Here is a 23,962-nt window from a genome sequence, read left to right on the forward strand (position 1 = left end):
TGACGGGTCGTCTGTCCTCGTCCCGGGAGGGGGCGTTCCGCAGGCGGCCCCCGTCTCGCTCGCCCAACGGTAGGTGCGGCGACGCGGGCCGGGACGCTCCGCAGCACGCTCTGCACCCGATAGGGTGAACGTTCCCGCTCGGCGCGTTTGAAGGTACGCAGTCCGTGATCGGTTTCGCGCCGCGTGTCGGCTTGCCCGTCGCCCCACACGGCGAAGCCCCGCCCGTCCGGGGAGCGGACGGGCGGGGCTTCGGTGCGAGCGGGGTACGGCGGGGTCGGCGCGTCACAGCCTCTCGGGGACGGGGTTGCCCACCGCCTCGATGGCGCGCCGGACGGGGACCTTCGCCAGCACGGCGAAGCCGATCACGAAGAACACCAGCAGGGAGATGATCGCCGAGCGGTAGCTGCCGGTGACCTGGTAGGCGAGGCCGAAGACCAGCGGGCCCATCCAGCTGGTGCCGCGGTCGCTGACCTTGTACACGCTGAAGTACTCGGCCTCCCGGCCGGCCGGGATGAGGTGCGAGAACAGCGAGCGGGAGAGCGCCTGGCTGCCGCCGAGGACCAGGCCGATCATGCAGGCCAGGGCGAAGAACCAGGCGGGCTGGTGAGCGGGCATGAAGTAGCCCAGGGCGAGGGTGACCACCCAGCCGACCAGGGAGCCGAGGACGGTCCGCTTGGCGCCGTAGCGACTGGCGATCCGGCCGAGGAGCAGGGCGCCGCCGATCGCCACGATCTGGACCAGGAGAACGGCCGCGACCAGCGAGGTCTGGTCCATGCCGAGCTCCTCGCTGCCGTAGAGCGAGGCCTGGGAGACGACGGTCTGGATGCCGTCGTTGTAGCACAGGAAGGCGCCCAGGTAGAGCAGCGTGAGCGGGTACTCGCGCATGCTGCGCAGGGTGCGGGCCAGTTCGCGCAGGCTGCCGGCGGCGGGCCGGTCGGCCGCGGCCGCGGCGGGGCCGGGTGCGGCCCCGGCCCGGGAGGGCAGCCGCAGCATCGGGACGACGGTGAACAGCGCCCACCAGAGGCCGGCCGAGGCGAGGCAGATCCGCACGGCGGTGCCGGAGGACAGGCCGAGCGCGTCGCGCCCCTCGAACAGCGCCAGGTTGGCGACCAGCAGCAGTCCGCCGCCCGCGTAGCCGTAGGCCCAGCCCTTGGAGGAGACGGCGTCGCGCTCGTCGGGGGAGGCCAGGGCCGGGAGGTAGGCGTAGGAGAGCGCCACCGACACCGCGTACGCGATGTTGGCGACCACCAGCAGCGCGCCGCCCAGCAGGTAGCGGTCGCCGCCGAGGAAGAACATCCCCATCGTGGCGATCGCGCCGACGTACGCGAAGCCGCACATCAGCTCCTTGTGCCGACCGGTGCGGTCGGCCACCGTGCCGGTGAACAGCATCGCCGCGACGGATATCAGCACGGAGAAGGAGACGGTGTAGGGGAAGAACGAGCCGGCGCGGATCGAGAGGCCGAGCGGGTGAACGTCACCGGCCGCGTCGGCGGCGTTCTTGGCGACGGAGGTCAGGTACGGGCCGAGGAACACCGTCAGAACGGTGGCCGAGAAGGCGGCGTTGGCCCAGTCGTTGATGTACCAGCCGAACTGCATCCGGCGCAGGGTCCGACCGTCGGTGGCGGTCGCCACGTCGTCCGGCAGGGGGTCCTTCAGAGGGGCCGCGGTGCTCATGTGGTTCCTATCGCGGTGCTGGAGCCGGTGCTGCCGTCGGTCCAGCAGCCGTTCTCGCCGAGGACGTCCCGCAGGACGTCGATGCGATCGGCCATGATGCCATCCACACCCAGGTCGAGGAGAGCCCTGATCCGTGTGGGATCGTCCACAGTCCAGACGTGCACCTGGAGGCCGAGGCGGTGGGCGGCGCGGACGAAGGCCCGGTCGACGACCCGCACGCCGAGGTGCCGCTCCGGCACCTGCGCGCACACTCCGGCGAACGGCGCCCGACGCACCCTCCGCAGCGGCCCCGCCACTGAGAGCAGCCGCAGCCGGGCCACCTCGCGCGGGCCGAGCGAGGTGGCCAGCCGCGGGCCGGCGGCGGCCCGGACGGCGGCGAGGCGGCTGTCGGAGAAACCGCCGACGCAGACCCGGTCCCAGGCGCCGGTCCGGCGGATCGCCTCGACCAGCGGCCCGACGGCCGGCGCCGCCTTGACGTCGATGTTGAAGCGGGCCTCGGGGAACGCGCCGAGCAGGTCCTCCAACAGCGGTACCGGCTCGGTGCCGCCGATCCGGGCCTGTTTGACGGCCTCCCAGGGCAGCTCGGCCACCGCCCCGGTGCGGTCGGTGACCCGGTCGAGGCGGGAGTCGTGGAAGGCCAGGAGCACGCCGTCGCCGGTGGCGTGCACGTCCGTCTCCAGGTAGCGGTACCCGAGGGCGACGGCGGCCGCGAAGGCGGCGAGCGAGTTCTCGGGGTGGCCGAGGTCCCCGCCCCGGTGTGCGAAGGCCAGCGGCCCCGGGTGGTCGAGGAAGGGGTGCATGTCGTGCTCCGAGGTGCTGGGGGTGGGCCCGGCGGGCCCCTGAGGCCAGGCGGTGCTGCCCGCTCCGACGGCGGCCCGGATCGTGCGCGTTACAGTATGACGCACCCTGTCAAGCAGTAACGCTCACGCCGACCGCGGCCCGGCCTGGTGCCCGGTGGTCCGGCCCCACGAGCGCCCGGACCACCGGGCACCGGCGCTCCGGGGTGCTCGGCGCCCTGGACCACCGGGCATCCCGGAGCACGCCGGGATCAGCGCAGCCCGGCGAAGAGGTCGTCCTCGGGCAGGGCCGCGCCGGTGGCGTCCTGGACCCGCACGAAGGTCTCCACACCCATCAGCTCGGTGAACCGCTCCCTGCCCATCTTCAGGAAGAAGATGTTCTCGCCCTGGCTGGCGTGCGCGGCCAGGGCGTCGAACTTCCGGCCCCCGAACTCGGTGGTGTCCACCCAGGTGGTGACCTCCTCGTCGGGGAGCCCGATCTCGGACAGCGCGGCCGCCTCCGCCGGATCCGGCTCCCCCCGGTCCGCGCCGAACTCGCGCATGACCTCGCCCATCCGCTTCATCGCCGAGTGCGGCGCCGTCGTCCAGTAGACCTTCGGCGTCATTCCGGTCAGCTCCAGCGCCGCCATCGTGATGCGGTTCGCCTGGATGTGGTCCGGGTGCCCGTAGAAGCCGTTCTCGTCGTAGGTCACCACCACGTCGGGCCGGTAGCGCCGCAGGAGCTCGGCGAGGCGGGCCGCGCCCTCCTCCACCGGGGTGCGCCAGAACGACCCGGGCGCGTCGTTCGTCGCCCAGCCCATCATCCCGGAATCCGCGTACTCCAGCAGCTCCAGGTGACCCACCTTCAGCACCTCGCAGCTGGCGTCGAGTTCCCGGCGCCGCATCGCGGCCACCTCCAGCGGGTCGTGCCCGGGATCGCCCGGCTTGACACCGTCCGGCCCGTCACCGCAGCTTCCGTCGGTGCAGGTGACGAGGACCGTCCGGATGCCCTCCGCCGCGTACCGCGCGAGGACACCCCCCGTCCCGGTGGCCTCGTCGTCGGGGTGGGCGTGCACTGCCATCAGCGTCAAGGGCCGCTCGGCCATGAAGATCATCCTCCGGTCTGAGACTCCTGGTCTTCGCCATGAGAACCGGTGGCCGCTCGCAGTATTCCGCGGGGGGTGCACCCGGACCGTCAGCGCCCTGCTGCGCGGGGCCGCGGCCCCGCCGCCGGGCGCACACCCACCCCGACGGGGCGCCCTCCCGGCGCCGGGCGGCCGGGAGGGGGCCCGGAACACGTCGGCCCCCCCCCCCCCCCCCCCCCCCCCCCCCCCCCCCCCCCCCCCCCCCCGCCACCGGACGAGGCCGGTCGGATCGCGTCGGACCGCTTCAGGCCGGATCAGACCGCCGGGGCCGGGTACGTCGGGTACTCGACGCCGGAGACGTGCTGGACGACCCGGATGACCTGGCACGAGTAGCCGAACTCGTTGTCGTACCACAGGTAGAGGATCGCGTTGTCGCCGTCGACCTTGAGGGCGCCGGCGTCGACGATCGACGCGTGGCGCGAGCCGATGAAGTCGCTCGACACCGCGTCGGGGGCGGTGATGAAGTCGATCTGGCGCTTCAGCGGCGAGGTCAGCGAGACGTTGCGGAGGTAGTCGAGGACCTCCTCGCGGTTGGTCGCGCGGGCCAGCTGCAGGTTGAGGATCGCGATCGAGACGTCCGGCACGGGGACGCGGATCGAGCTGCCGCTGATCTTCGCCTTGAGCTCCGGCAGGGCCTTGGCGACGGCCGAGGCGGCACCGGTCTCGGTGATCACCATGTTCAGCGGTGCCGAGCGGCCGCGACGGTCCGCCTTGTGGTAGTTGTCCAGCAGGTTCTGGTCGTTGGTGAACGAGTGGACGGTCTCCACGTGGCCGCGCAGCACGCCGTACTCGTCGTCCATGGCCTTCAGCGGCGGAACGATCGCGTTGGTGGTGCAGGACGCGCAGGACAGGATCTGCTCGTCCGGCTTGATCGTGTCGTGGTTGACGCCGTGCACGATGTTCGGGACGTCGCCCTTGCCCGGGGCGGTCAGGACGACCTTGTCGATGCCGGGGCGGAGGTGCTTGGACAGCCCCTCGCGGTCACGCCACTTCCCGGTGTTGTCGATGAGGATGGCGTCCTTGATGCCGTACGCCGTGTAGTCGACCTCGGACGGGTCGTTGGCGTAGATCACCTTGATCTCGTTGCCGTTGGCGACGATCGTGCTGTTCGCCTCGTCCACGGTGATGGTGCCCTGGAACTGGCCGTGGATGGAGTCGCGGCGCAGCAGCGAGGCGCGCTTCACGATGTCCTGGTCGCCGCCCTGACGGACCACGATGGCCTTCAGCCGCAGGCCGTTGCCGGAGGCCTTCTCGATCAGCAGGCGGGCGACGAGGCGACCGATGCGGCCGAAGCCGTAGAGGACGACGTCACGCGAGCCGCAGCGCTCGATCTTGTTCGCGCCCGTGGCGCCGATGACGGCCTCGGCGGTGAACTCCTCCACCGAGAGACCGCGGCTGTCGGCCTTGTAGGTCGCGGCCAGCATGCCGATGTCGATCTGGGAGGGACCGAGGTCGAGGGCGGTGAGGGCCTGGAGGAAGGGCAGCGTCTCGGTGACCGAGAGCTCCTCACCGGCGATCTGGCGGGCGAAGCGGTGGGTCTTCAGGATGCTGACCACCGACTTGTTCACCAGCGAGCGGCTGTGAACCAGGACGGTGACGTCCCGCTCCCGGTGCAGTCGGCCGATGATCGGAATCATCGACTCCGCGATCTCCTCGCGGTTCATCCAGTCCGTGAACACGTCGTCGTTGACAGTCACAAGTCCATCTTTCGAGCTGAGGGTGTTGCCTCCATGCTAGCTTTGACCGTTTCCGATCACTGCGCGGACCCCCTCTGAGCACGGGGTTCGCCCCGCCGCACCCTGCAGCCCCGGCGACACGGGCCCGACCGCCCCGCCATCGTACGTGCACGGACTGCACGGGTCCGCAGGCACCTCGCGACGACCGGCGACACCCTGCACGGCCTCCGGTACGCACCGCCGGCGGAGGCCCTGCGGCGGCGGTGCGGGCCCGTCCCGGCAGTCCTCCGGGACGGAGCCCGGCACGCCGTCGAGGAGATCCGCGACGCCGCGCCTGGGGGTCCCGGCCCCACTCCGCGGAGTTCCTCGCCGACCTCGCCGACCTCGCCGGCAAGAGCCCCGCGGCCGGAAGCACCGCATCGGGGCGACCCGGGAGGACGGCGCGTGCGGCGGACGGCGACGTCCTGCCGCACGAGGCCGCACGTGCGTCGCGGGCGCCTCCTCACCGACGGCGGGCGGGGAGGCGGCGGCGGCGCGCGGCCTCGGGGCCCTGGGCGGTCGAAACCGCCGCCACCGCGCGGTGGTTGGCGCGCTCGACCTCCCCGGCCACCCGGGCGCAGCCCTCGCAGTTCTCCAGGTGCCGGGCGAGTTCGGGGCCGCGCCGCCGGCCGGGGCGCCGGATGGCCTCGGCCAGCCGGGCGGTGAAGTAGCGGCACTCCGGCTCGGCGCCCTCGTCCACGTCCTCGCGCAGGTAGGCCTCGCGCAGCCCTTCCCGGGCCCGCGCGGCGAGGGAGCGCACACCGCTCGGCGTCATCCCCATCCGCTGCGCGACGGCGGCCGCCGGCTCGCCCTCCACCACGGTGAGCCAGAGGAGCACCTGCCACCGCTCGGGCAGGGAACGGTAGGCCTTGGCGACCAGGGCGGTCTCCTCGGTCGCGAGCAGCGCGGCCTCGGTCTCCGCGTCGCCGGCGAGGTGTTCGACCCAGGTCTCGAAGTCCTCCGGCAGCAGCACCCGCCGGGTGAAGTGCCTGCTCCACTCCATCGCCGTGCGGCGGACGCAGGCCATCAGGTACGGGCGCCAGGCGTGGCGCGGTCCGTGGCCGCGGGACACCGAGACGTAGGTGCGGGCGTAGGCCTCGGCGGCGAGGTCCTGGGCGGTCTGCGGGTCGCGGCAGTAGCCGCGTGCGTAGGCGAGCACCGCGCCGTGGTGGCGGGTGAAGACCTCGGCCATCACGGCTCCGACACGGGAGGTGTCGCTGACGGTCGCGGCGGGAAGGACCGCGGAGAGCTCGACGTCGCTCAAGGTGCTCAGACCCAGTCCGTAGTCGTCGGAACGCACGGTCAATGTGTTCTCCTCAGGTCTGGTCGCCCCGTGGTGGGAGGGTCGCGAGTACCGGGGGGTACGGCGGTCGCACGGGGCCGGGGAGATCGGGGCTCGGTTGTCGGCGAGCGGCTCAGGCGCGGCGTTGCACCTGGCGGCTCTTGGGCGGCCTGGCGCGGGGGCACCCGGTCGCGGGGGGACGTGACGATGTCGATGCCCTCGGCCTGCCCGGGTCGGCGACACCGGTGACGGACGGCTGCCGCGCCGTCGGGGAGGCGGTGGAGGGTGGTCCACAGCACACCAGCCGGACGGCGTTCCGGCAATCGTCTCCTTGCCCGCCACCTGCCCGCCCATTCCCAAACCGAATAGCGGGCGACGCCCGCCGAACGGTGTTCGCGGGCGCCCGGCGGCCCGGCGGCCCGTGTCTGCGCAGACCCCACCGGTCCCACCAGCCCCGGCCCGTGGGCGAATTCCTGTGCGTAACAGAAATGCCAATTCGGGTTTGGCATGTTCCGAATCCGTAGCGCGACGCAACCGATGGCACCGCGAAGGGCGAGCGGGTACACGTCATCAGGAGGTGTCGCATCGCCAGAAGTGCTTCCAGGACGCCGTGTTCGGCCCGCTGCCGTCGACGCGCCGTGGGCGGGCATGCGCGCGGTGCGCACGGCGGCGCGGCCGGCGAAGCGGACGCCGACAGGGGAATCCGACGGGGGGTATCCGACAGGGGAATCCGGGCGGCAACTCCCCCTCGCGCCAGCGCAACCGGGGTTCGCGGGGCGGCACGACCGTGCCGCCCCGGACCGCCGGCGACGGGTCGTCGCCATGGTGCGGGCTGCGCACGGGAAGCGCCTCCCGACCGGCGGACGGCCGGCCGGCCGCCGTGCAGGGCCCGCCGAGGGCCCGTCCCGGGGTCTCGGCACCTTCCCGGCTCCCGGGCGGGGCGGAGGCCCCGTGAGAGTCCGACACGAGCGGCCGACGAACGCGTCGAGAGGCCCGGCACGGTCCGGGCGAGGGCACCAGGGGGCCCGGGGCCCTGGGCCCTGGGCCCGGTCGGTCAGCGGTACGTCACGCCCTCCCCGAGGCCGCCCCGGCGACGCGCGAACGCCCCGGCCCCGTACCCGCTCCGCCGCCCCGGCCCCGGCGTCCCCCGCGCCGCCTCCCGGGGCCCGACGGTCCGCCCGGCGGTTCGCCCGGCGGTGCGGGCACGCCGGCCGGCCGCGGCCGTGGACGTCCGGGCCCGCGACCGCCCGTCGACAACGCCTCGCCCTCGCGGGCCGAGGCGGCCCTGCTCCTCGCGGAACGCATCGCCGCTCACCTCCTCGCCACCGCCCGATCGGTCGATCGCCGGGTCAGTTGGCGCCGGACGGATCACGGCCGTCCTGGCCGGCACCGGAGCCGTGGTCGGCCCCGGCCCCGGCGCCTTCGCCGGGACCGTGATCGCCGTGACCGCCCTCGTCGGCGTCGTCGCCGTGACCGCTCTGGCCGCTCTGGCCGCCCTGGCCGGCGTGCCCGATGTGGTCGGTGCCGCTCGTGACCACCCCGCCCAGCTTCTGGTGCAGGAAGTCCGCGGTGGTGTCCGACAGGACGACCACCCACCGGTCACCCACCAGGTACAACCCGCCGTACTCCTCGGCCCCCGACGTCCAGACCGTCTGGGCCCCGGCGGTCGGGAAGGTGGCGATCCACACCTCGTCCTCCCCTAGGTTGCAGAGCCCCTGGCGCAGGTCCGCCGTGTCGGCCGTGATGTCGGCCGTACAGCCGATCCGCTTGGCCAGGTCCTCCACCGAGGCGCCGGCGACACCGGCCGATGCTCGCGGCAGAGCGAACAACCCTCCGGTCCCACCCGCCAGTTCGATGACACCCAGGGCGAACAGGACGGTCATCCCGAGCCACTGGAGCCGGCGGCGTGCCTTCCGCTGCGGCCGGACGGGCGCCACGGTGGAGTCCCAGGGCATCACTTACCGGTCACCGGCTTCCCGGCGGGGTTCACGGCCGACCACAGGTTGTCCTTGCCGTTCCCGTTGGCGTCACCGGGGGCCTTGTCACCCGCGAAGGTGTAGACGGGCTTGCAGTTGATGGACAACTGCCAGCTGCCGTCGGTGCGCTGCATCTTGCCGATCAGCTTCGGGTCCACGCCCTTGACCTGGCTCGGGTCGACGGCGGGCGCCGGCTTCCACGTCATCGCGCACTGGCCCTCGCACATGGACTTCATCGGCCAGGACGGGTCCTTGGCGTACTGGTAGAGCGTCATGCCCTGCGCGTCCACGACGATCTGGCCGAGCTGAGCGTTCGTGGTCACGGAGACCTGGGCCCCGGCCGGGGCCGGCTGGGCCGGCTGGGGCTTCGGCGCCGCGCCGGCCGTCTCCGACGGGTAGGCCGACGCACCGGCGGCCGCGGCGGCCGCCTTCTTGCCGTCGGGCGCCAGGGCGAACCAGACGCCGCCGACGCCCTGGCCCTTGGTGTCACCGGCCGCGGTGTCCTGCGCGTAGCGGTAGACCGGCCAGCCGCCCAGCGTCAGCTGCTTCGTCCCGTCGGTCCGGGTGACCTCGCCGAGCATGCCGGCGTCGATCCCGGTCCCCGCGGTCGAGCCCTCCTTGGCGACCGGCGGCCAGGTCTTGGCACAGCCGTCGTTGCAGTTGGACATCGGGGGCTTGGCCATGTCCTTGTCGAACCGGTAGAGGGTGAAGCCCTCACTGTCGGTGACCACCATGCCGAGCTTGGCGTCGCTGCGCACGGTGAGCGCTCCCCCGGCCTGGCCCTCGCCCGCCGGAGCACCGGCCGACGCCCCCGCCGAGGCGCCCGTGCCCGCCGACGCACCGGCGGACGGCGAGCCGCCGGAACTCCCGTAGGAGCCGTACGAGCCGTAGGAGCCGCCGCCGGCCGGCGCGGCGTCCTGGGCTCCGACCAACTGGCCGGAGCCGGACGGCGTCTTGGCGCTGCTGCTCATGCTGCCCCAGAGGGCCATCACCACGAGCCCGACCAGCAGGACGCAGAGCCCGGCCAGTCCGTATCGCTTCGTCAACATGTTCCTTGCCTTTCCATCGGTGGAATCTGGCCTTCCGTGGAACTGCGCGTCCGCGGTGCTCCGGTCCGGCGTCGAGCGCCGGTCCCCGGACACGGGACGCGGATGTCAGGGTCGATAGCCCTCCGGAACCTCTCGATCGGCCCGCCGCTCCGACGAGCGGCACGGGCGGCGCCGCACCCGCCTCACTGCATCCGCAGTGCGAGCGCGGGGCACCGGTCGACGGCGCGCGCCGCCTGGGAGAGCAGCCTCGCGGGTACGGGCATCACGGCGGCGGCGGGGAACCCGTCCGGCCCCAGCCGGATGACGTCGGGCAGGACGCCGGTGCACAGACCGTGGGCCTCGCAGAGCGTCCAGTCGACGACGATGGAGCCGGCGCTCTCCACCTCGGGCAGCGGCAGGACGTCCTGCGAAGGCCGTCCGCAGCCGCCCTGGTACGAGTGCGCGACCAGGTCGTCGTCGAACACGGCCAGGGACGAGGCCACGAACCGGGCGGCGGCGTCGGGATGGCTGCACGCCCCTCGTCCGGTGACCGCCCGCATGCCGGCCTGCACCCGGTCGAGTGCGCGCTGCCCGCCGCCGCGGACCAGGTCCTCCAGGGCCGAGGTCAGGTCGGGAAGCCCCAGGTAGCAGGGTCCGCACTGACCGGCCGTCTCGTCCGCCATCCAGCGGGAGATCCGGACGACCTCCCACAGCGGGCAGGTCGTCTCCGGAAGCGGCAGGATGGCCCCGGCACCCAGCGCCCCTCCGAGGCGCTGGAAGGACTGGCGGGAGATCACGGCCGAGCGGGCCGCGTCGGGCGTCAGCCACTTCCCGTGGTACCCGCCGACCAGCACGCCCTGCCCGATGTCCAGCTCGCACGCCGCCAGGACGGTCTCCAGCGGCACCCCGGTGGGGGTCTCCACCACGGTCGAGCCGGCGATGGTGAGCAGTACGGTGCCGGGTTCGTCGGGGAGGCCGATCTCCCGGTAGGGCAGTGCACCCCAGCGGGCCGCCACGGCGAGCTGGGCGTACGTCTCGGCGTTGGAGAGCAGTGTGGGGGCTCCCCCGACACCGCTGTCGCTGGTGCGCACGCCGCCTCCCCGGGGCAGGGCGATCCCGTTGGTGATGCCGCGGGCGAGGGAGCTCCCCTCCCCCGTCACGAACCGCTCCGGCAGTCGCACCACCTCCACCGGCGGCTTCACCGACCTGCGTTCGGCCAGTGCCTGGCGCAGCGACTCCTCGGTGTCGGCCCGGGTGACGCCGATCGCCACCCGTTCCGCGCCCAGCGCGGCGGCCGCGATCAGCGCACCGTCCACCACGAGGTGCGGGGCGCGCAGGATCAGCGTGGTGTCCTTCAGGCAACTCGGCTCTCCTTCCGTTCCGTTGACGACGACGACCGGTGTGGTGCGGCGCCGGGCCGCCGATTTGACGACCGCCCTGATCTTCCGGGCGAAGGGGAATCCGGCACCTCCGCGGCCGCGCAGGTCCACGTTCTCGGCCAGCTCGGCCAGCTCCTCCGCGCCCAGCGCCGGCAGCTGGCCGTGGACCAGGAGGTGCGAGCGGTAGTCGACCCGGTACAGGCTCTCCAGGCCGGCGAACAGGACCGGCCGTCCGAACCAGAGGACGGGTGGGGGGTAGTCGCTCACGCGCCCCGCCGCCGACGTCCGACTCCGGCCCCGGCACCGACGCCGGCTCCGACTCCCACTCCGGCGCCGGCCAGGCCCGGCCCGGCGGCGAAGCCCCGGCCCACGGCCAGGCCCGGCGCGGCGGCCGCGGCCTGCCCCCCGACCACCGGCAGGCGCTGGGTGGTGGCCTCGGGGGCGCCTCCGGCCTCCGGCGGGAGCGGCCGAACGGGGGCCTGGCGCGGGCCGGAACGGTCCTGGAGGAGCAGCCGGACCGTGAGCGCGCCTGCCACGCCCACGACGGCCACGCCGTACAGCACGACCACCCAGGGGGCCGCGACCCGGCCCGACTGGAGGCCGTGGACCAGGCCCGCTCCCCATGCCGGGTACGAGAACAGGTGGATGACGCGCCACCGGCGCGCGTCACCCGAGCGGGCGAGCCTGCCGCGGGCCGCCCCGGCCAGCGCCACCGCGGGGAACAGGTACCCCGCGACGGTCCCCAGTCCGAAGACCACCGGCTTGACCGGGTCGGCGAACGGCACGAACGCCGCCAGTGCCCCGATCTGCCCCACGATCAGTTTCATCCAGACGTGCAGGACCAGGAAGACGACGCCCGCGACGCCCATCGCGCGGTGGACGGCCTGCGCGACGAGGCGGTGCGACGGGCTCAGGACCAGCCGGTCGGTCGCCGCCAGGCCCCACAGGACCGCGGAGGTGAACGACACGAGTGCCAGCACGCCGACGGCGAACGTCAGGAACGCCTGCAGTCTGGGGTTCACGACGATGGCCGTCACCCCCAGCCCCGCTGCCAACAGCGGCAGGAACGACCACGGACCCGACCGCTTGCGACCGCCCTCCGCGGGCTGTTCGCCCTCGTCCGCCGCGCGCGCCCGACCGGCCCGCTCGACGTTCCGCGGCACCGGGCCGAACCGCCGTGACCGCCGCCTCTGCCCTCTCACCATTGCTGAGCCCTCCGGCCTCGTCCTGAACCTGCTGTCGGATCTGGTCCCGGGGCCGGCCGGCGCGGGCCGGCCCCGGAAGGGGCGGGTCACCCGCAGCGACGCCCCTGGTTGATGCAGCTGACCATCTGGTCCTGCAGGCTCTTGCTCATGTTGTTGATGAAGTCACCGTGATCGGTGATCGGGTTGTGCAGTTGCTCGGGGAAGCTGTCGACCGCGAACCGGATCCCGGCCGGCACGTCGTAGGCGACGCGCTCGACCAGTTGGGGGATCGCCTTGAAGTTCCTCGGGCACGCGCCCGAGGCGTTGGAGAAGGCGGTGTGCGTCCGGTGGTTGGCGCTGTCGATGTTCCTGCCGTCCCAGCAGTCCGGGAACTTGAGCGTCCGGACGACCCGGCTCCCCTTCGGGCAGATCGGGTACTTGTCGACGACCTGGCGGTTCTCGAAGCCCGTGCAGCTCCACGAGGCGTGGGCGTTCGCCGGCCCGTTGGTGAAGGCCTTGGCGTCGCCGGTGATGATGCGCAGGAACTGCTTCATCGGCTGGACCTGGTTCCCGACGGTGGAGGTGTACGTGATGTTCGCCTCGGCCGGCTGCAGGATCCGTCCAACGTTCTTGTCCTTGCCGCCACCGGGCGCCCGTGCGTCCCTCTCGTTGGTGCCGTCGAAGACGCGCAGGACGGGCCAGTAGTACGCCGACTTGTCGCCGTTGGAGCAGGTGGTGCCCGAGGCGGCGAGTTTCGCGTTGGAGGAGAACGCGTCCGTGGCCACGTTCCCGACGTAGTCGTGCATGTGGTGCGCGCCGTTGCTCACACCGGGGGCGACGATCACGTTGTCGGGGTTGAGGTGGCGGTTCTCGTTGCGCCCGCACCGGGAGGTGAAGGAGCCGGTGGCCGTCCCCTTCTTGGCGGGCGTGGAGACGTTCGGGGACACGCTCCTGATGTCGACGAAGCCCTTCTTGGGGAGGGACTTCACCTGCGCGGCGGCCCTGGTCTGGGCGGCGGCGCCGCCCATGCCGTCGGCGCTGAACCCCTTGGCCGCGTCCTGGACCACCAGGTCGTTACGGACCGTGCACCGCGCCATGCCCGAGAGGTCCTTCGGCAGACCGGAGTCCGGACCGGCGCTGTCCGACAGCTTCTTCAGGGTGTCCGCGCGCTGGCCGGCGAGATCGTCCATGACCCGCTTCTCGTTGTCGCCCGGAGCGGGCGCGGCCAGTCGGTTGAACGCGTCCGCCACCTGGACGTCGAGGTCGGCGAGGTTCTTGTCCACCGCCTCCTGGGACGATTCCGGCACCTCGTTCAGGGCCACCCCGGCATCGGCGCAGGCGACGGTGCCGACCTGCGGGGAGGCCGTCTTCGAGCTCCACGGGCGCTGGCCGGCGAAGGCCACCGATACGACCGTACCCACCGCACCGGTGCCCAGGACCACCGCCAGCAGCAGGGCACCGGCCCTTCTCTTCGACGTGCCACGTTTACGGGACTTCATGTTCCTCACACTCCTCGGACGGGATCGGGCCTGCCGGGCAGGCCGCGGACAGCCGTCGGCCGGTTCGTCGTCTACCGGGTCGATCCGGCGGGCGCCGGCGGGCGGCTCGCGGACGGAGCGGCCGAACCGGACGGCGGCGGGTTGAGCTTGTCGAACTTGACGAGTCGGGTGTCCTCCAGGACGTTCATGTGGTCGAGCACCGTGATGTTGGCCATGCTCGCCAGGTCCCGGATGGTGGCGTTCTGGGTGCTGGCCCGCACCTGGCCCAGCACCGCGAAGACCTGCCCGTGGGCGCTGCGCAGGATGTTCGCGAAGAGCTCGTCGAACTCGGGGCCCTGCGCGGCCTCCAACTGCCGGAGCCAGCCCTGCTGCTGCGCCGAGGGCTCGGTGGGCACGCTCTGGTTCAGCGTCTGGGCGGCGGTCAGCACCGCCCTGTCGAGATCGGTGTGACCGTCGATCAGGTGCTGGCCGGCCACCTTGACCTCGGGGGTGGTGCCCTTCGCGAGGGCCATCCGACCTGCGGGGATCTCCCACAGCCCGGCCAGCCGCACCCGCTTGACCAGGTCGCGGTCGACGGCGGTGAGCGGCCCGGTCGGGGTCTGCACCACTTCTTGGTCGTCGCTCACCGGGGCGCTGCGATAGGCACCGGCCGACTTCGCCACGGGGTACACCAGGGCCGCCGCGGTCAGGATCATCGCGACGATGATCAGGACGGTGGCCGACGACCTCGGGACGCGGCTCACCAGGGGCAGGCCGTAGGCGGCGCCGCCCGGTCCGCGTTTCTTCCGCAAAGATGACATGGGGGTTCTCCCTCCACCGCACCCGGAGGATCAGGGCCGCGCGGGAGCCACCGGAGCGGGTCCGGGTGGCCTTCCGGTGGTCCGCGCGGGGGTGATCCACGCGTGACGGTCCACGGACGGCGCGGCCGACGAGGGGATGACGCGGCAGTGACGGTCGACTGCCGCGAGGGGACGGCCCGGATCCGAACGCCCGGCACCGCCCCTGACGGGACCACCGGCGGCGCGACGGACAGCACGACGGACGGCGCGGCGGGCTTGCTCGGGGAGGGCGTCAGGTTCGGCGTCACGGACGCGCGACGGGCTTGATCGCGGGCGGCTGCACGAGCCGCATCACCGCGGTGGTGTCACGGTCACGGACCGGCGCGGGTCCGGCCGGATGAGGGCGGGTCCGACCCGGGGGCGGATGGCGCCCGGGGCCGGATGGCGCCGGCACGGGACCGGTCTGCGCCGGCGGACGGGTCTCAGCGCCCGTTCGTCCGGAGGTTCCGGTTGGGCCCGGTGGTCTGGAGCAGGGACAGCATCCCCGCTCTGCGGCGCAGGCGGGCGTACTCGGACGCCATGATCTGGATCTTCAGGGCCAGCAGGAGCTCGAACCTGGCCCGGGGGTCGCGCAGGCCGCTGCCGAAGACCTTCTCCAGGTTGCGCAGCCGGTTCCGGACGGCCTGCGGGTGGATGCGGAGCAGCCGGGCGGCCGGGAGCGTGCCACCGCCCTCCAGCCAGGCGAGCAGCGTCTCCTCGGTCCACTGCCGCTGCTGCGGCGTCATGTCGGCCAGGCGTCCGAGCCACTTGGCGGAGAGGTGGCTCGCCAGCAGCGGGTCCTGGAAGAGCATGAGGGTCGCCAGGTGGTCATCGACGAAGTGGATCCCGGCGGAGGCTCCCTGCGGCACCATCGTCAGCAGTTTGCGGGCCCAGCCGAGCGAGACCACGGCGTCCTCGACCGGTACGGCCGGCCCCACCACGGCGGTCCGCCCCTCCAACCAGAGGGCGAGCACCCGGGGCATGCCCGGCAGCGGGTCCGGGATCAGCAGGTAGGGGAGTGTCCCCTTGGTACCGGCGACGACCTCCGTGCCGGAGAGTCCCGACGGCGGCGTCCCGGGCGACGAGTACAGCGCCACCGCCTGGACCGTGGTCGGCTGGGTGCGTCCTCGGCCACCGCGGGGACCGTGGCCTGCGCCGGTCCGCCCCACCGTGCCACCGTGGCGCGTCGCGCCGTGACGACCCGTCGTGCCGCCGTGGCCCGTCACGCCACTTCGGCCTGCCGTGTCGGTCCGGCCGGCGGCCGCACCGCCACGGCTCACCGCGCCGCCCTTGGTCACCGCGCCGCCCTGGCTCACCGTGCCACTGCGAGTCGCGGTGCCGGTGTGGCCGGCGAGGCGGCGCCGTGCGGGTTCCCGGTGACCGACGGCCCCCGGGAGGGCGAGGTCGCTCATCGCGGCCCCCTTCCCGCGACGTCGAGACAGTTCCCGCCACCGGAACCCCTTGAGAGCGTGCCGACCCGGGCGGGCCGGGCGGGACGCGACCCGACGCACCGCGACCCGGCGGCGGACCTTCCGCCCGCACCTCGCCCCAGCACGAAGAGTTCGTACGGAGTCGGCACCGGCGACCTGCTGCCGGAGCATGCTTCCCGCATGGCGACACCCCTCTCTCTCGAATCCCCGACCCGACCGGGCCGGACACGTTTAGAGATGGGCCACAGGAGGTTTCGTCCCGCCGCGTTATCAATCCGTTATCTTTCGGACCGTGCGCCACGCCCTCGAACGACCGCCATCCGCGGCTCCCCGCAAGGGCCGCACGCACACGACCCAGCGACCACGCAATGGTCGTACGCGCACCCTCACCCCGCGGGACCCCGATCACACAAAGCCCTCACAACCGATCCGGAACGAACCCGAATTCACCCCCGACCGCACCTGACTCACCATCACATAGTCATGATCACCGACCGCTTCGGTCCGATCAGGAGGGGTCAGCGGCGAAGCGCCGAGAGCCGCGTTGAGCCCTCGAATCGACGAACGCCGGTCCTTCCACGCAATTGTGTCGACCGAACAGGTATTCTCCCGGTTGCTTGTAGGCTGTGCCCCCCACCGGGGGACGGCAGGAACTGCGGACGCCTGCCGTACGGCCCCCAGGCCCTAATGCCCTGCACCACATTCACGCGATCGGGGCCGTGATGCGACTCAACCTGAACCAGCTGGCGGTCTTCGCGAAGGTCATCGAATGTGGTGGGTTCTCCGCGGCGGCCCAGGTGCTGTTCCTGAGCCAGTCGTCGGTCTCCAAGCAGGTGCAGAACCTTGAGGCGTCGCTGCGGACCGTCCTGGTCGACCGATCGGGCCCGAAGATCCGCCCCACCCCGGCCGGCCGGGTCCTGCTCGCCCAGACCAAGGAGATGCTTGCGCTCGCCGACCACGCCGTCGGCGCCGTCCAGGCGGCCGCGCGATGGCCCAACGAGCGCCTGGTGGTCGGCAGCACGGCCGCCGTCGGCGACTACCTGCTGCCGGCGGTCATGCGCGAACTGCGGCGCCGCGAACCCGACGGGTTGTTCACCGTGGTCGTCAACAGCCCCGAGTGCCTGGCCGGCGCCCTCCAGCAGGGCCGGATCGGCGTCGGCGTGGCCGACGGCCCGCTGCCCCCGGGGCGGTACGACTCGGAGGAGCTCGCCAGCGACGAGATGTTGCTGGTCTGCGCGCCCGACCACCCGCTGGCCGGGCAGGAGGTCACACCGGCGGACATCTCCGCCGAGTCCTTCCTCCTCCTCGAACCGGGCTCCCAGACCCGGCGACAGCTGCTGGAGCTCCTGCACACCTGGGACCTCGTCGGCGCCCGCACCCTCGACCTGTGGGGAACGGAGAGCGTCCGGGAAGCCGTCCGCATCGGCCTGGGCATCAGCCTGGTCCCCAGGCGCTCGGTCCGCTTCGAGCTCCTTCACGGCGTCCTCGCCGAACTCCACGTCCGGCCCGGCCCGACGCCCCGCACCGTCACCGCCAACTGGACCGTCGCCCGGCCCCTCTCCACCTACGAGGAGCTCCTGCTCGCCCTCCTCCGCGAGGTGGCCAACACCCCCGCCACCCCGCCGAATCCGGCCGAGCCGGGCCGTCCCCGGCCGGGGGACGCCTCGAACCCGCCCGGAATCCCCTCGCAGGCACGCCGCGCCGCGGGCGCGGAGCCCCCGCCGGCTCTGGACGGGGCCGAATCGTCGACTCACTCGCGGTAGAGCAGGAGGGTGACGCCGGCCACGACGGCGCTGGCCACCAGGGCCCAGGCGAGCTGTCCGTGCAGCACGAGGACCGCACCCGGTCCGGCGCCGGCGAGCATGGTGGCGACGGAGAGGATCTTCCTGCGCTGACGGGGAGCGGATCCGCCGGCGAGCCGCGAGTCCGCGGCGAGTCCGGTCAGCGTCAGCGTCAGCACGGTGGTGGTGAGGTCCGGCACGCCGAGGCCGCGCACGGTGCCGTTGCGGATGCCCATCGCCAGCGCGAGCAGCGCGATCACGACGTACTGTGCGGCCCCGTCCGCCCCCCGGGCGAAGACCAGGACGGCGGACGCCGCGTGCAGCGCGACCTCCAGGACGAAGGCCGTCCGCAACTGCCGGGGCCGCCGGGGGCCGGCGTTCGCCGTTGCGATCCGGCCGGCCAGCAGCGCACCGAGGAGGAAGGCGGCGAGGGAGGCCAGCGAGCCCGCGACGGAGAACCCGGGTGCCCCCGCGAGGGCGAAGGCGATCACGACGACGTTGCCGGTCATGTTGGCCGTGAAGACGTGACCGAGCCCGAGGTAGCTCACCGCGTCGATCAGGCCGCTGACCAGGGTGAGGCCGAACAGGGCCAGGGCCAGCGGGTGGCGGTCGTGGATGTGCGGCCCGGGCGGCTGCGGAGCGGACGCGGTGCGGGAATCGGCTGTCGGCGTGGTCACGAAGGCTCCTCGTGCCGGGGGGACGTGGGCGTCGGGGGACGTGGGCGTCGGGGGAAGGCGGGCGCGCGGGAGGGTGGGCCGAGAACGCAGGGGGCACCGCCCGGATCCGGCGGTGCCCCCTGCGCCGATGCCCGGGGTGTCAGGAGAAGCAGGGGTCCGTCGGCACCGGGGGCTGCCCGGGGAGGACGAGACCGCGGGCCGCGCGCCAGGCGTGCTGCTCGCCGGAGGCCGCCACGGCCTCCAGCACGCCCTCGGCCTGGCGGACGCCGGCCGGGCCGGGCGCGGGGGTGGCGTGGTAGCCGCCGAACCGCGTGACCGGGCTCCAGGACGGCGACACGGCGGGTAGGCCCGGGGCCAGGCCCTCGTGCTCCCGGGCGCCGTGGACGATGCGTCCGCCGACGACCGTGAGCACGGACTCGATGTGCGGGATGTCGGCCTCGGGCACGGTGAAGTAGTCGGCGCTGAGCAGCGCGAGGTCAGCGTAACTACCCACCGCCAGGCGCCCCTTGACCTCCTCCTCGCCGGTCAGGCGGGCCCCGCCCAGCGTGTAGAGCTCCAGCGCCTGCTCGCGGCTGAGCCGGTTGTGCTCGGCCGCGAGGCGCCTGCCGCTGACCGCGCGACCGGAGACCAGCCAGTGCAGCGCGACCCACGGGTTGTAGGAGGACACCCGGGTGGCGTCGGTGCCCGCCGCGACGGTGAGGCCGCGGTCCAGCATGGCGCGCAGCGGCGGTGCCTCGGCCGCGGCCGGAGCGCCGTACCGCGAGACGAAGGCCTCGCCCTGGAAGGAGAGGCGGTTCTGGACGGAGACGGCGCCGCCGAGGGCCGCGATCCGGTCGAGGCTCTCCCCGCTGACGGTCTCCGCGTGGTCGAAGAGCCAGCGGTTGCCGTGCGGGAAGAGGCCCTCGGCGGCGAGCTTCTCGAAGACGGCGAGGTCACGGCGGATGGTCTCGTCGTACGTGGCGTGCAGCCGGAAGCCCCAGCCGTGCTCTGTCAGCAGCCGGACGGCCTTCTCGAACTCCGTCTCGTAGGAGCCGAGTTGCGGCCTCGGCTCGGTGAAGTTCTCGAAGTCGGCCGCGGCCCAGGTGAGGTTCTCCCCCGCCCCGTTGAGGCGCAGCCACGCATCTCCTTCACCGGGGCGCACGGTGTTGACCCAGCGGGTGAGATCGTCGAGTTCCTGCCCCGCGGTCTGGGGGAAGAGGTGGTAGGCGATGCGCAGGGTGAGCTCGCCCCGGCGGGCCAGCTCCATGACGGTGCCGTAGTTCTCCGGGAAGCTCTGGAAGCCGCCGGCGGCGTCGATCGCGGAGGTCAGGCCGAAGCGGTTCAGCTCGCGCAGGAAGTGCCGGGTGGAGCCGATCCGGTCGGCCTCGTCCAGCGTCGGCGCCTTGGCCAGGGTGGAGTAGAGCAGCAGCGCGCCCGGGGCGGCGATCAGCAGGCCGGTCGGTTCGCCGTCGTGGCCGCGCACGATCTGGCCGCCCGCGGGGTCGGGGGTGTCCCGGGTGAAGCCCGCGGCGTGGAGCGCGGCCCGGTTGAGCAGTGCCGACTGGTAGAGGTGCAGCACGAAGACGGGTGTGTCGGGCGCCGCGGCGTTGAGCTCCGCCAGGGTGGGCAGCCGCCGTTCGGCGAACTGGTCGGCGGACCAGCCGCCGACCACCCGTACCCACTGGCCGGGCGGGGTCCGCTCGGCCTGGAGCCGGAGCATGGCCAGCGCCTCGCGCAGCGTCGGGACGCCGTCCCAGCGCAGCTCCAGCACGTAGTTGAGGCCGCCGCGGATGACGTGCAGGTGCGCGTCGTTGAGCCCCGGCACGGCCCGGCGACCGAGCGCGTCGACCACCCGGGTGTCGGGGCCGACCAGCGGTGCGACGTCCGCGTCGTCACCGACCGCCTGGATCAGTCCGTCCCGGACGGCCAGGGCCGTGGCCCGGGGACGGCGCGGGTCGTTGGTGTGCACCTTGGCGTTGCGGACGACCAGGTCGGCGGGCTGGGCGGGGACGCCGGGACGGATCCCGGCGACGGGCATGCTGGACAACGGGGGTTCCCTTCACGCAGTGGCGGTTGTGGATCGGCCATGGCGCGCGACCGCGGTGCACGCCGGGCCGGCGGTGCCGAGTGCCGCGGTGGCCGGGCCCGTACGGTGCCGGACCCGGCCCGCGGTCACGCCCCCGCCGCGGGGGTGTCGACGAGGTGCTCGGCGAGGAACCAGACCTGGGTCTCGCCGGTCCGGACGATCTGGGAGACCAGGAGGTCCTGGGTGCCGTCGTCGCCCAGCTCCGCCGTGCGGGCGGCGGCGTCACGGGCGTCGGCGAGGATGGTCTCGTGCGCGTCGAGGAGCCCCGAGAGCATCGACCGCACGGGCTCGATGCCGTCCGGCGGACGCGGCACGCCCGTGATCTGGGCCGCGTGGCGCGGATCGCCCACCGCGACACCGCCGAGCATCTGCACCCGCTCGGCGAGCGCGTCGACCAGCTCCAGCTGTTCCTGGGCGTGCTTGTCGAAGAGCAGGTGAAGCTGGTACGCCGTCGGCCCGCGCATGCCCCAGTGGTACTTCTTGTACAACGCGTAGAGGAACTGGGTGTCCGCCAGGACGCGGTTCAGCCGCTGGGAGGAGTACTGCCGGGCGTCGTGGGAGAGCGCGATCGGCAGCTGTGTGACGGTGCCGAACTCCTGGATCTCGGGGGCGTGCTGGTGGAGGCGCGGCTGGCTGGTCCGGCTGGTCATGGTGCTCCTGTTGCTCCGTCGGGGCGGGGGTGCCGGTCGGTCGCGGGGCGACTCACGGGACGGCGGCATCAGGCTAGGAGCGCAACGCACCGGGACCTGTTCCGACGGCGCACCGCCCCGAGCCGGTCCGCGCACCTTCCGCCGGCGAAGTCGACGACCGATCACACGGGCACCCGCCGGTGGCCCGGCCACAGCACTCTCGGACGACACCGTGTGCTCTCAGAGTCCACCGGCCGCTGCCCGCCGCCCCTAGCGTCGGAGCACCACAGCGGCACGCCGCCGCCCGAGAGGAACGAAGACCCATGCCGTTCATCACCGTTGGCCGGGAGAACTCCACCTCCATCGATCTCTACTACGAGGACCACGGCTCCGGCCAGCCGGTCGTCCTCATCCACGGGTTCCCGCTGAACGGGCACTCCTGGGAGCGGCAGAGCGCCGCGCTGCTCGACGCCGGCTACCGGGTCATCACCTACGACCGCCGCGGCTTCGGCCGGTCGTCCCAGCCGGCCACCGGCTACGACTACGACACCTTCGCCGCCGACCTGAACACCGTGCTGGAGACCTTGGACGTCCAGGACGCCGTGCTCGTCGGCTTCTCGATGGGCACCGGTGAGGTCGCCCGGTACGTGTCCGCCCACGGCTCCGCACGGGTCGCCAAGGTCGCCTTCCTCGCCTCGTTGGAGCCCTGGCTGCTCAAGACCGAGGACAACCCGGACGGCGTCGCCGCCCGGGACTTCTTCGACGGCGTCGTAGCGGCGGTGAAGGCCGACCGCTACGCCTACTACAGCGCCTTCTTCCAGGACTTCTACAACCTGGACGAGAACCTCGGCACCAGGATCAGTGAGGAGGCCGTCCGCAACAGCTGGAACGTCGCGGCGGGCGGCGGCTCCTACGCCGCCTCGGCCGCACCGACCACCTGGTACACCGACTTCCGCGCCGACATCCCCCGCATCGACGTGCCGGCCCTGATCCTGCACGGGACGGGCGACCGCATCCTGCCCGTGGAGAACACCGCGCGCCCGTTCCACCGGGCGCTGCCCACCGCCGAGTACGTGGAGATCGAGGGCGCGCCGCACGGTCTTCTGTGGACCCACGCCGAGGAGGTGAACGAGGCGCTGCTGGCCTTCCTCGCGAAGTGACCCGGACGGCCGCGGGCCCCCGACCGCGGCCGTCCGACCATCCGCCCTCGTGGTGTTCGCGTGATGCAGTCGCCGGTGGGCGGCCGGCGCCTCGTCGCCCGGCCGCCCACCGGCATGTCCGCCGTCATCCCGGCAGATCCCGGGGCGGCGCGCGGCGGGAGCACCGCGCCGCCGCCCCGATCGTCCGGCTCGTCCGGCTCGTCCGGCCGCCCCGCCGTGCGGCCCCCTGCCTGCCGCCGCCGCGCCGTGTCCCGCACCCCGACGCGCCCCGCCGCCGTCCGGCACCCACCCCTGCACCGACCCAGGAGCACCCGTGCCCGCCCACCACTCCCTCTCGAGCCCCCAGCCGCACCCGGAGGTCACCAGCACCGACGTCGTCCTCGACGCGCAGATCGTCCTCGGCGAGCACCGGTCCGTCGACAACCCGGTGCGCCTCACCTACCGCAGCGACGACCCGCTCGCCGTCGCGCTCGAATTCCTCGGCCCCGCAGCGGGGGCGGGCACCTGGCAGTTCTCCCGCGACCTCCTCTGGGAGGGACTGCAGAAGCCCTCCGGCCTCGGCGACGTCCGCATCTGGCCGCCCTGCCCCTGCCACGGCCGCACCGCCCTGCGCGTCATGCTGCTCGGGGACGACGGATCCGTCCTCCTCGACCTCCCGTCCCGCCAGGTGCGTCGCTGGCTCCGCCGGGAGAGCTTCACGCTGGTCCCGCCGGGCACCGAGGGGAGCGCGATCGACTGGGACGCCGAACTGACCGGCCTGGCCGGCTGAGGTCCCGGGACCGCCCCAACCGGCCGACACGCCGACGAGCGCGTATCCGCACAACCCGGTGCTCCGCCCTCACCGCTGCGGTGAGGATTCGCTGTTCGGGTGGTGTCGGACCGCCGGCCGGATGAGATTCCGGCTCCGTCGGCAACCCGGCACGGCCGCATCGTGCATGGGTGGAGAAGGCGCTCCGGCGCCCGGCCCCTGTCCCCGACTGCGGAGCATTCATGTCACCGCTGTGCGTCGCCCGCCGACTGTTCGCCGTTCTCCTGCTCCCGCTGCTCGTTCTCGCCGCCGCCGTCGGCGGCCCCGGCGGTGCTCCGGCCGCTGCGGTCACCACCGGCGTCCTGACCGGCGTCGACTGGGACGCACTCGCCCGCTGCGAGAGCGGGGCGCGCTGGCACGCCGACACCGGGAACGGCTACTACGGCGGGCTGCAGTTCGACGGGGCCACCTGGCGCGCCAACGGCGGCCTCGCCTACGCGCCCCGCGCGGACCGGGCGACCCGTGAACAGCAGATCGCCGTGGCCGAGAACCTCGCCGCACGCCGCGGCCTCGCGCCGTGGCCCGCCTGCGCGGCTCGTGCCGCCCGCGGCGGCGACGCCCCCGCCGCCCACGCCGGTGCCCGCACCCGCGCCCACCGCCCGGCGCAGCCGCGACCGTACACCCCCGCCGGACCCGCGCTCCGCGCCGACGACACCGGCAGCGCCGACGCGACGGCCGCACCCCCGGTAGCGGAGGACGGCCCGGACGCGGACCGCCCGGGCACATGGACGGTGCGCGCGGGCGACACCCTCGACCACATCGCACAGGTCTCCGGCACCCCCGGCGGCTGGCCCGCCCTCCACGCACTCAACGACGGGACCATCGGGCCCGACCCCGACCTGCTCCTGCCCGGCCAGGTCCTCGTCCTGACCTGAGACGCCCACGGTCCGGGCCGTGCGGGACGCCCGCGGCGAGGACGTCGGCGCCGGCCCGTTC

Annotated in this window: 19 protein-coding genes; 4 read left to right on the plus strand and 15 right to left on the minus strand. The window is 73.5% G+C overall.

Going from position 1 to position 23,962, the window contains the following annotated elements:
• Positions 1–282: 282 nt before the first annotated feature.
• From ACF9IK_RS09010 to ACF9IK_RS09065, 12 genes are all read right to left on the minus strand, one after another.
• A complete protein-coding gene (locus tag ACF9IK_RS09010; RefSeq protein ID WP_395293724.1) occupies positions 283–1,674 on the minus strand; it encodes an MFS transporter in 1,392 nt (463 codons plus the stop codon).
• A complete protein-coding gene (locus ACF9IK_RS09015; protein WP_395293725.1) occupies positions 1,671–2,474 on the minus strand; it encodes a glycerophosphodiester phosphodiesterase in 804 nt (267 codons plus the stop codon). The genes ACF9IK_RS09010 and ACF9IK_RS09015 overlap by 4 nt, the downstream gene beginning before the upstream one ends.
• A gap of 248 nt (positions 2,475–2,722) precedes the next feature.
• Positions 2,723–3,556: a PIG-L family deacetylase gene (locus tag ACF9IK_RS09020; protein ID WP_395293726.1), complete on the minus strand. Its 834-nt coding sequence runs from the start codon at positions 3,554–3,556 to the stop codon at positions 2,723–2,725.
• Positions 3,557–3,849: 293 nt separating this feature from the next.
• A complete protein-coding gene (locus ACF9IK_RS09025) occupies positions 3,850–5,292 on the minus strand; it encodes a glyceraldehyde-3-phosphate dehydrogenase (RefSeq protein ID WP_395293727.1) in 1,443 nt (480 codons plus the stop codon).
• A 481-nt stretch (positions 5,293–5,773) separates the two neighbouring features.
• Complete coding sequence (locus ACF9IK_RS09030; RefSeq protein WP_395298515.1) at positions 5,774–6,610, minus strand: RNA polymerase sigma factor; 837 nt, start codon at positions 6,608–6,610, stop codon at positions 5,774–5,776.
• A gap of 1,331 nt (positions 6,611–7,941) precedes the next feature.
• The gene (locus tag ACF9IK_RS09035) at positions 7,942–8,547 is read right to left on the minus strand and encodes a hypothetical protein (protein ID WP_395293728.1); all 606 of its coding nucleotides are present in this window, start codon (positions 8,545–8,547) and stop codon (positions 7,942–7,944) included.
• A complete protein-coding gene (locus tag ACF9IK_RS09040; protein WP_395293729.1) occupies positions 8,547–9,617 on the minus strand; it encodes an SCO0930 family lipoprotein in 1,071 nt (356 codons plus the stop codon). Before ACF9IK_RS09040 ends, ACF9IK_RS09035 begins: the two co-directional genes overlap by 1 nt.
• Before the next feature lie 182 nt (positions 9,618–9,799).
• On the minus strand, positions 9,800–11,242 hold the full coding sequence (locus ACF9IK_RS09045) for an NADH-ubiquinone oxidoreductase-F iron-sulfur binding region domain-containing protein (protein ID WP_395293730.1): 1,443 nt from the start codon (positions 11,240–11,242) through the stop codon (positions 9,800–9,802).
• Positions 11,239–12,138, minus strand: a complete 900-nt coding sequence (locus tag ACF9IK_RS09050; RefSeq protein ID WP_395293731.1) for a hypothetical protein — start codon at positions 12,136–12,138, stop codon at positions 11,239–11,241. Before ACF9IK_RS09050 ends, ACF9IK_RS09045 begins: the two co-directional genes overlap by 4 nt.
• 128 nt (positions 12,139–12,266) lie before the next feature.
• Positions 12,267–13,658 carry a DUF1996 domain-containing protein gene (locus ACF9IK_RS09055; protein WP_395293732.1) on the minus strand — a complete coding sequence of 464 codons (1,392 nt, stop codon included), beginning with the start codon at positions 13,656–13,658 and terminating at the stop codon, positions 12,267–12,269.
• 71 nt (positions 13,659–13,729) lie between these two features.
• Positions 13,730–14,458, minus strand: coding sequence for a DUF4142 domain-containing protein (locus ACF9IK_RS09060; RefSeq protein ID WP_395293733.1), 729 nt, complete (start codon positions 14,456–14,458; stop codon positions 13,730–13,732).
• Between the two features lie 461 nt (positions 14,459–14,919).
• A complete protein-coding gene (locus ACF9IK_RS09065; RefSeq protein ID WP_395293734.1) occupies positions 14,920–15,573 on the minus strand; it encodes a helix-turn-helix domain-containing protein in 654 nt (217 codons plus the stop codon).
• A gap of 1,055 nt (positions 15,574–16,628) precedes the next feature.
• Between ACF9IK_RS09065 and ACF9IK_RS09070 the strand changes: the two genes are divergently transcribed.
• Positions 16,629–17,669, plus strand: coding sequence for a LysR family transcriptional regulator (locus ACF9IK_RS09070; protein WP_395293735.1), 1,041 nt, complete (start codon positions 16,629–16,631; stop codon positions 17,667–17,669).
• Here ACF9IK_RS09070 and ACF9IK_RS09075 read toward each other — a convergent pair.
• The 3 genes from ACF9IK_RS09075 to ACF9IK_RS09085 form a co-directional block, all read right to left on the minus strand.
• Positions 17,657–18,364, minus strand: coding sequence for a YoaK family protein (locus tag ACF9IK_RS09075; RefSeq protein ID WP_395293736.1), 708 nt, complete (start codon positions 18,362–18,364; stop codon positions 17,657–17,659). The two genes, ACF9IK_RS09070 and ACF9IK_RS09075, sit on opposite strands and share 13 nt — an antisense overlap.
• 139 nt (positions 18,365–18,503) lie before the next feature.
• A complete protein-coding gene (locus tag ACF9IK_RS09080; RefSeq protein ID WP_395298516.1) occupies positions 18,504–20,381 on the minus strand; it encodes an amidohydrolase in 1,878 nt (625 codons plus the stop codon).
• A 134-nt stretch (positions 20,382–20,515) separates the two neighbouring features.
• Positions 20,516–21,079 (minus strand): Dps family protein, encoded by a 564-nt coding sequence (locus tag ACF9IK_RS09085; protein ID WP_395293737.1) that lies wholly within the window; start codon positions 21,077–21,079, stop codon positions 20,516–20,518.
• 302 nt (positions 21,080–21,381) lie between these two features.
• Here ACF9IK_RS09085 and ACF9IK_RS09090 point away from each other — a divergent pair, with 302 nt between their 5' ends.
• From ACF9IK_RS09090 to ACF9IK_RS09100, 3 genes are all read left to right on the plus strand, one after another.
• Entirely contained in the window at positions 21,382–22,218 is an 837-nt protein-coding gene (locus tag ACF9IK_RS09090) for an alpha/beta fold hydrolase (RefSeq protein ID WP_395293738.1), read from the plus strand.
• A gap of 313 nt (positions 22,219–22,531) precedes the next feature.
• Positions 22,532–22,987, plus strand: coding sequence for an SsgA family sporulation/cell division regulator (locus tag ACF9IK_RS09095; RefSeq protein WP_395293739.1), 456 nt, complete (start codon positions 22,532–22,534; stop codon positions 22,985–22,987).
• Positions 22,988–23,208: 221 nt separating this feature from the next.
• The gene (locus ACF9IK_RS09100) at positions 23,209–23,901 is read left to right on the plus strand and encodes a transglycosylase family protein (RefSeq protein WP_395293740.1); all 693 of its coding nucleotides are present in this window, start codon (positions 23,209–23,211) and stop codon (positions 23,899–23,901) included.
• The last annotated feature ends 61 nt before the right edge of the window (positions 23,902–23,962 follow it).

Origin of the sequence: Kitasatospora hibisci, assembly GCF_043950205.1 — a bacterium.
In the GTDB taxonomy this organism is placed as follows: domain Bacteria; phylum Actinomycetota; class Actinomycetes; order Streptomycetales; family Streptomycetaceae; genus Kitasatospora; species Kitasatospora hibisci.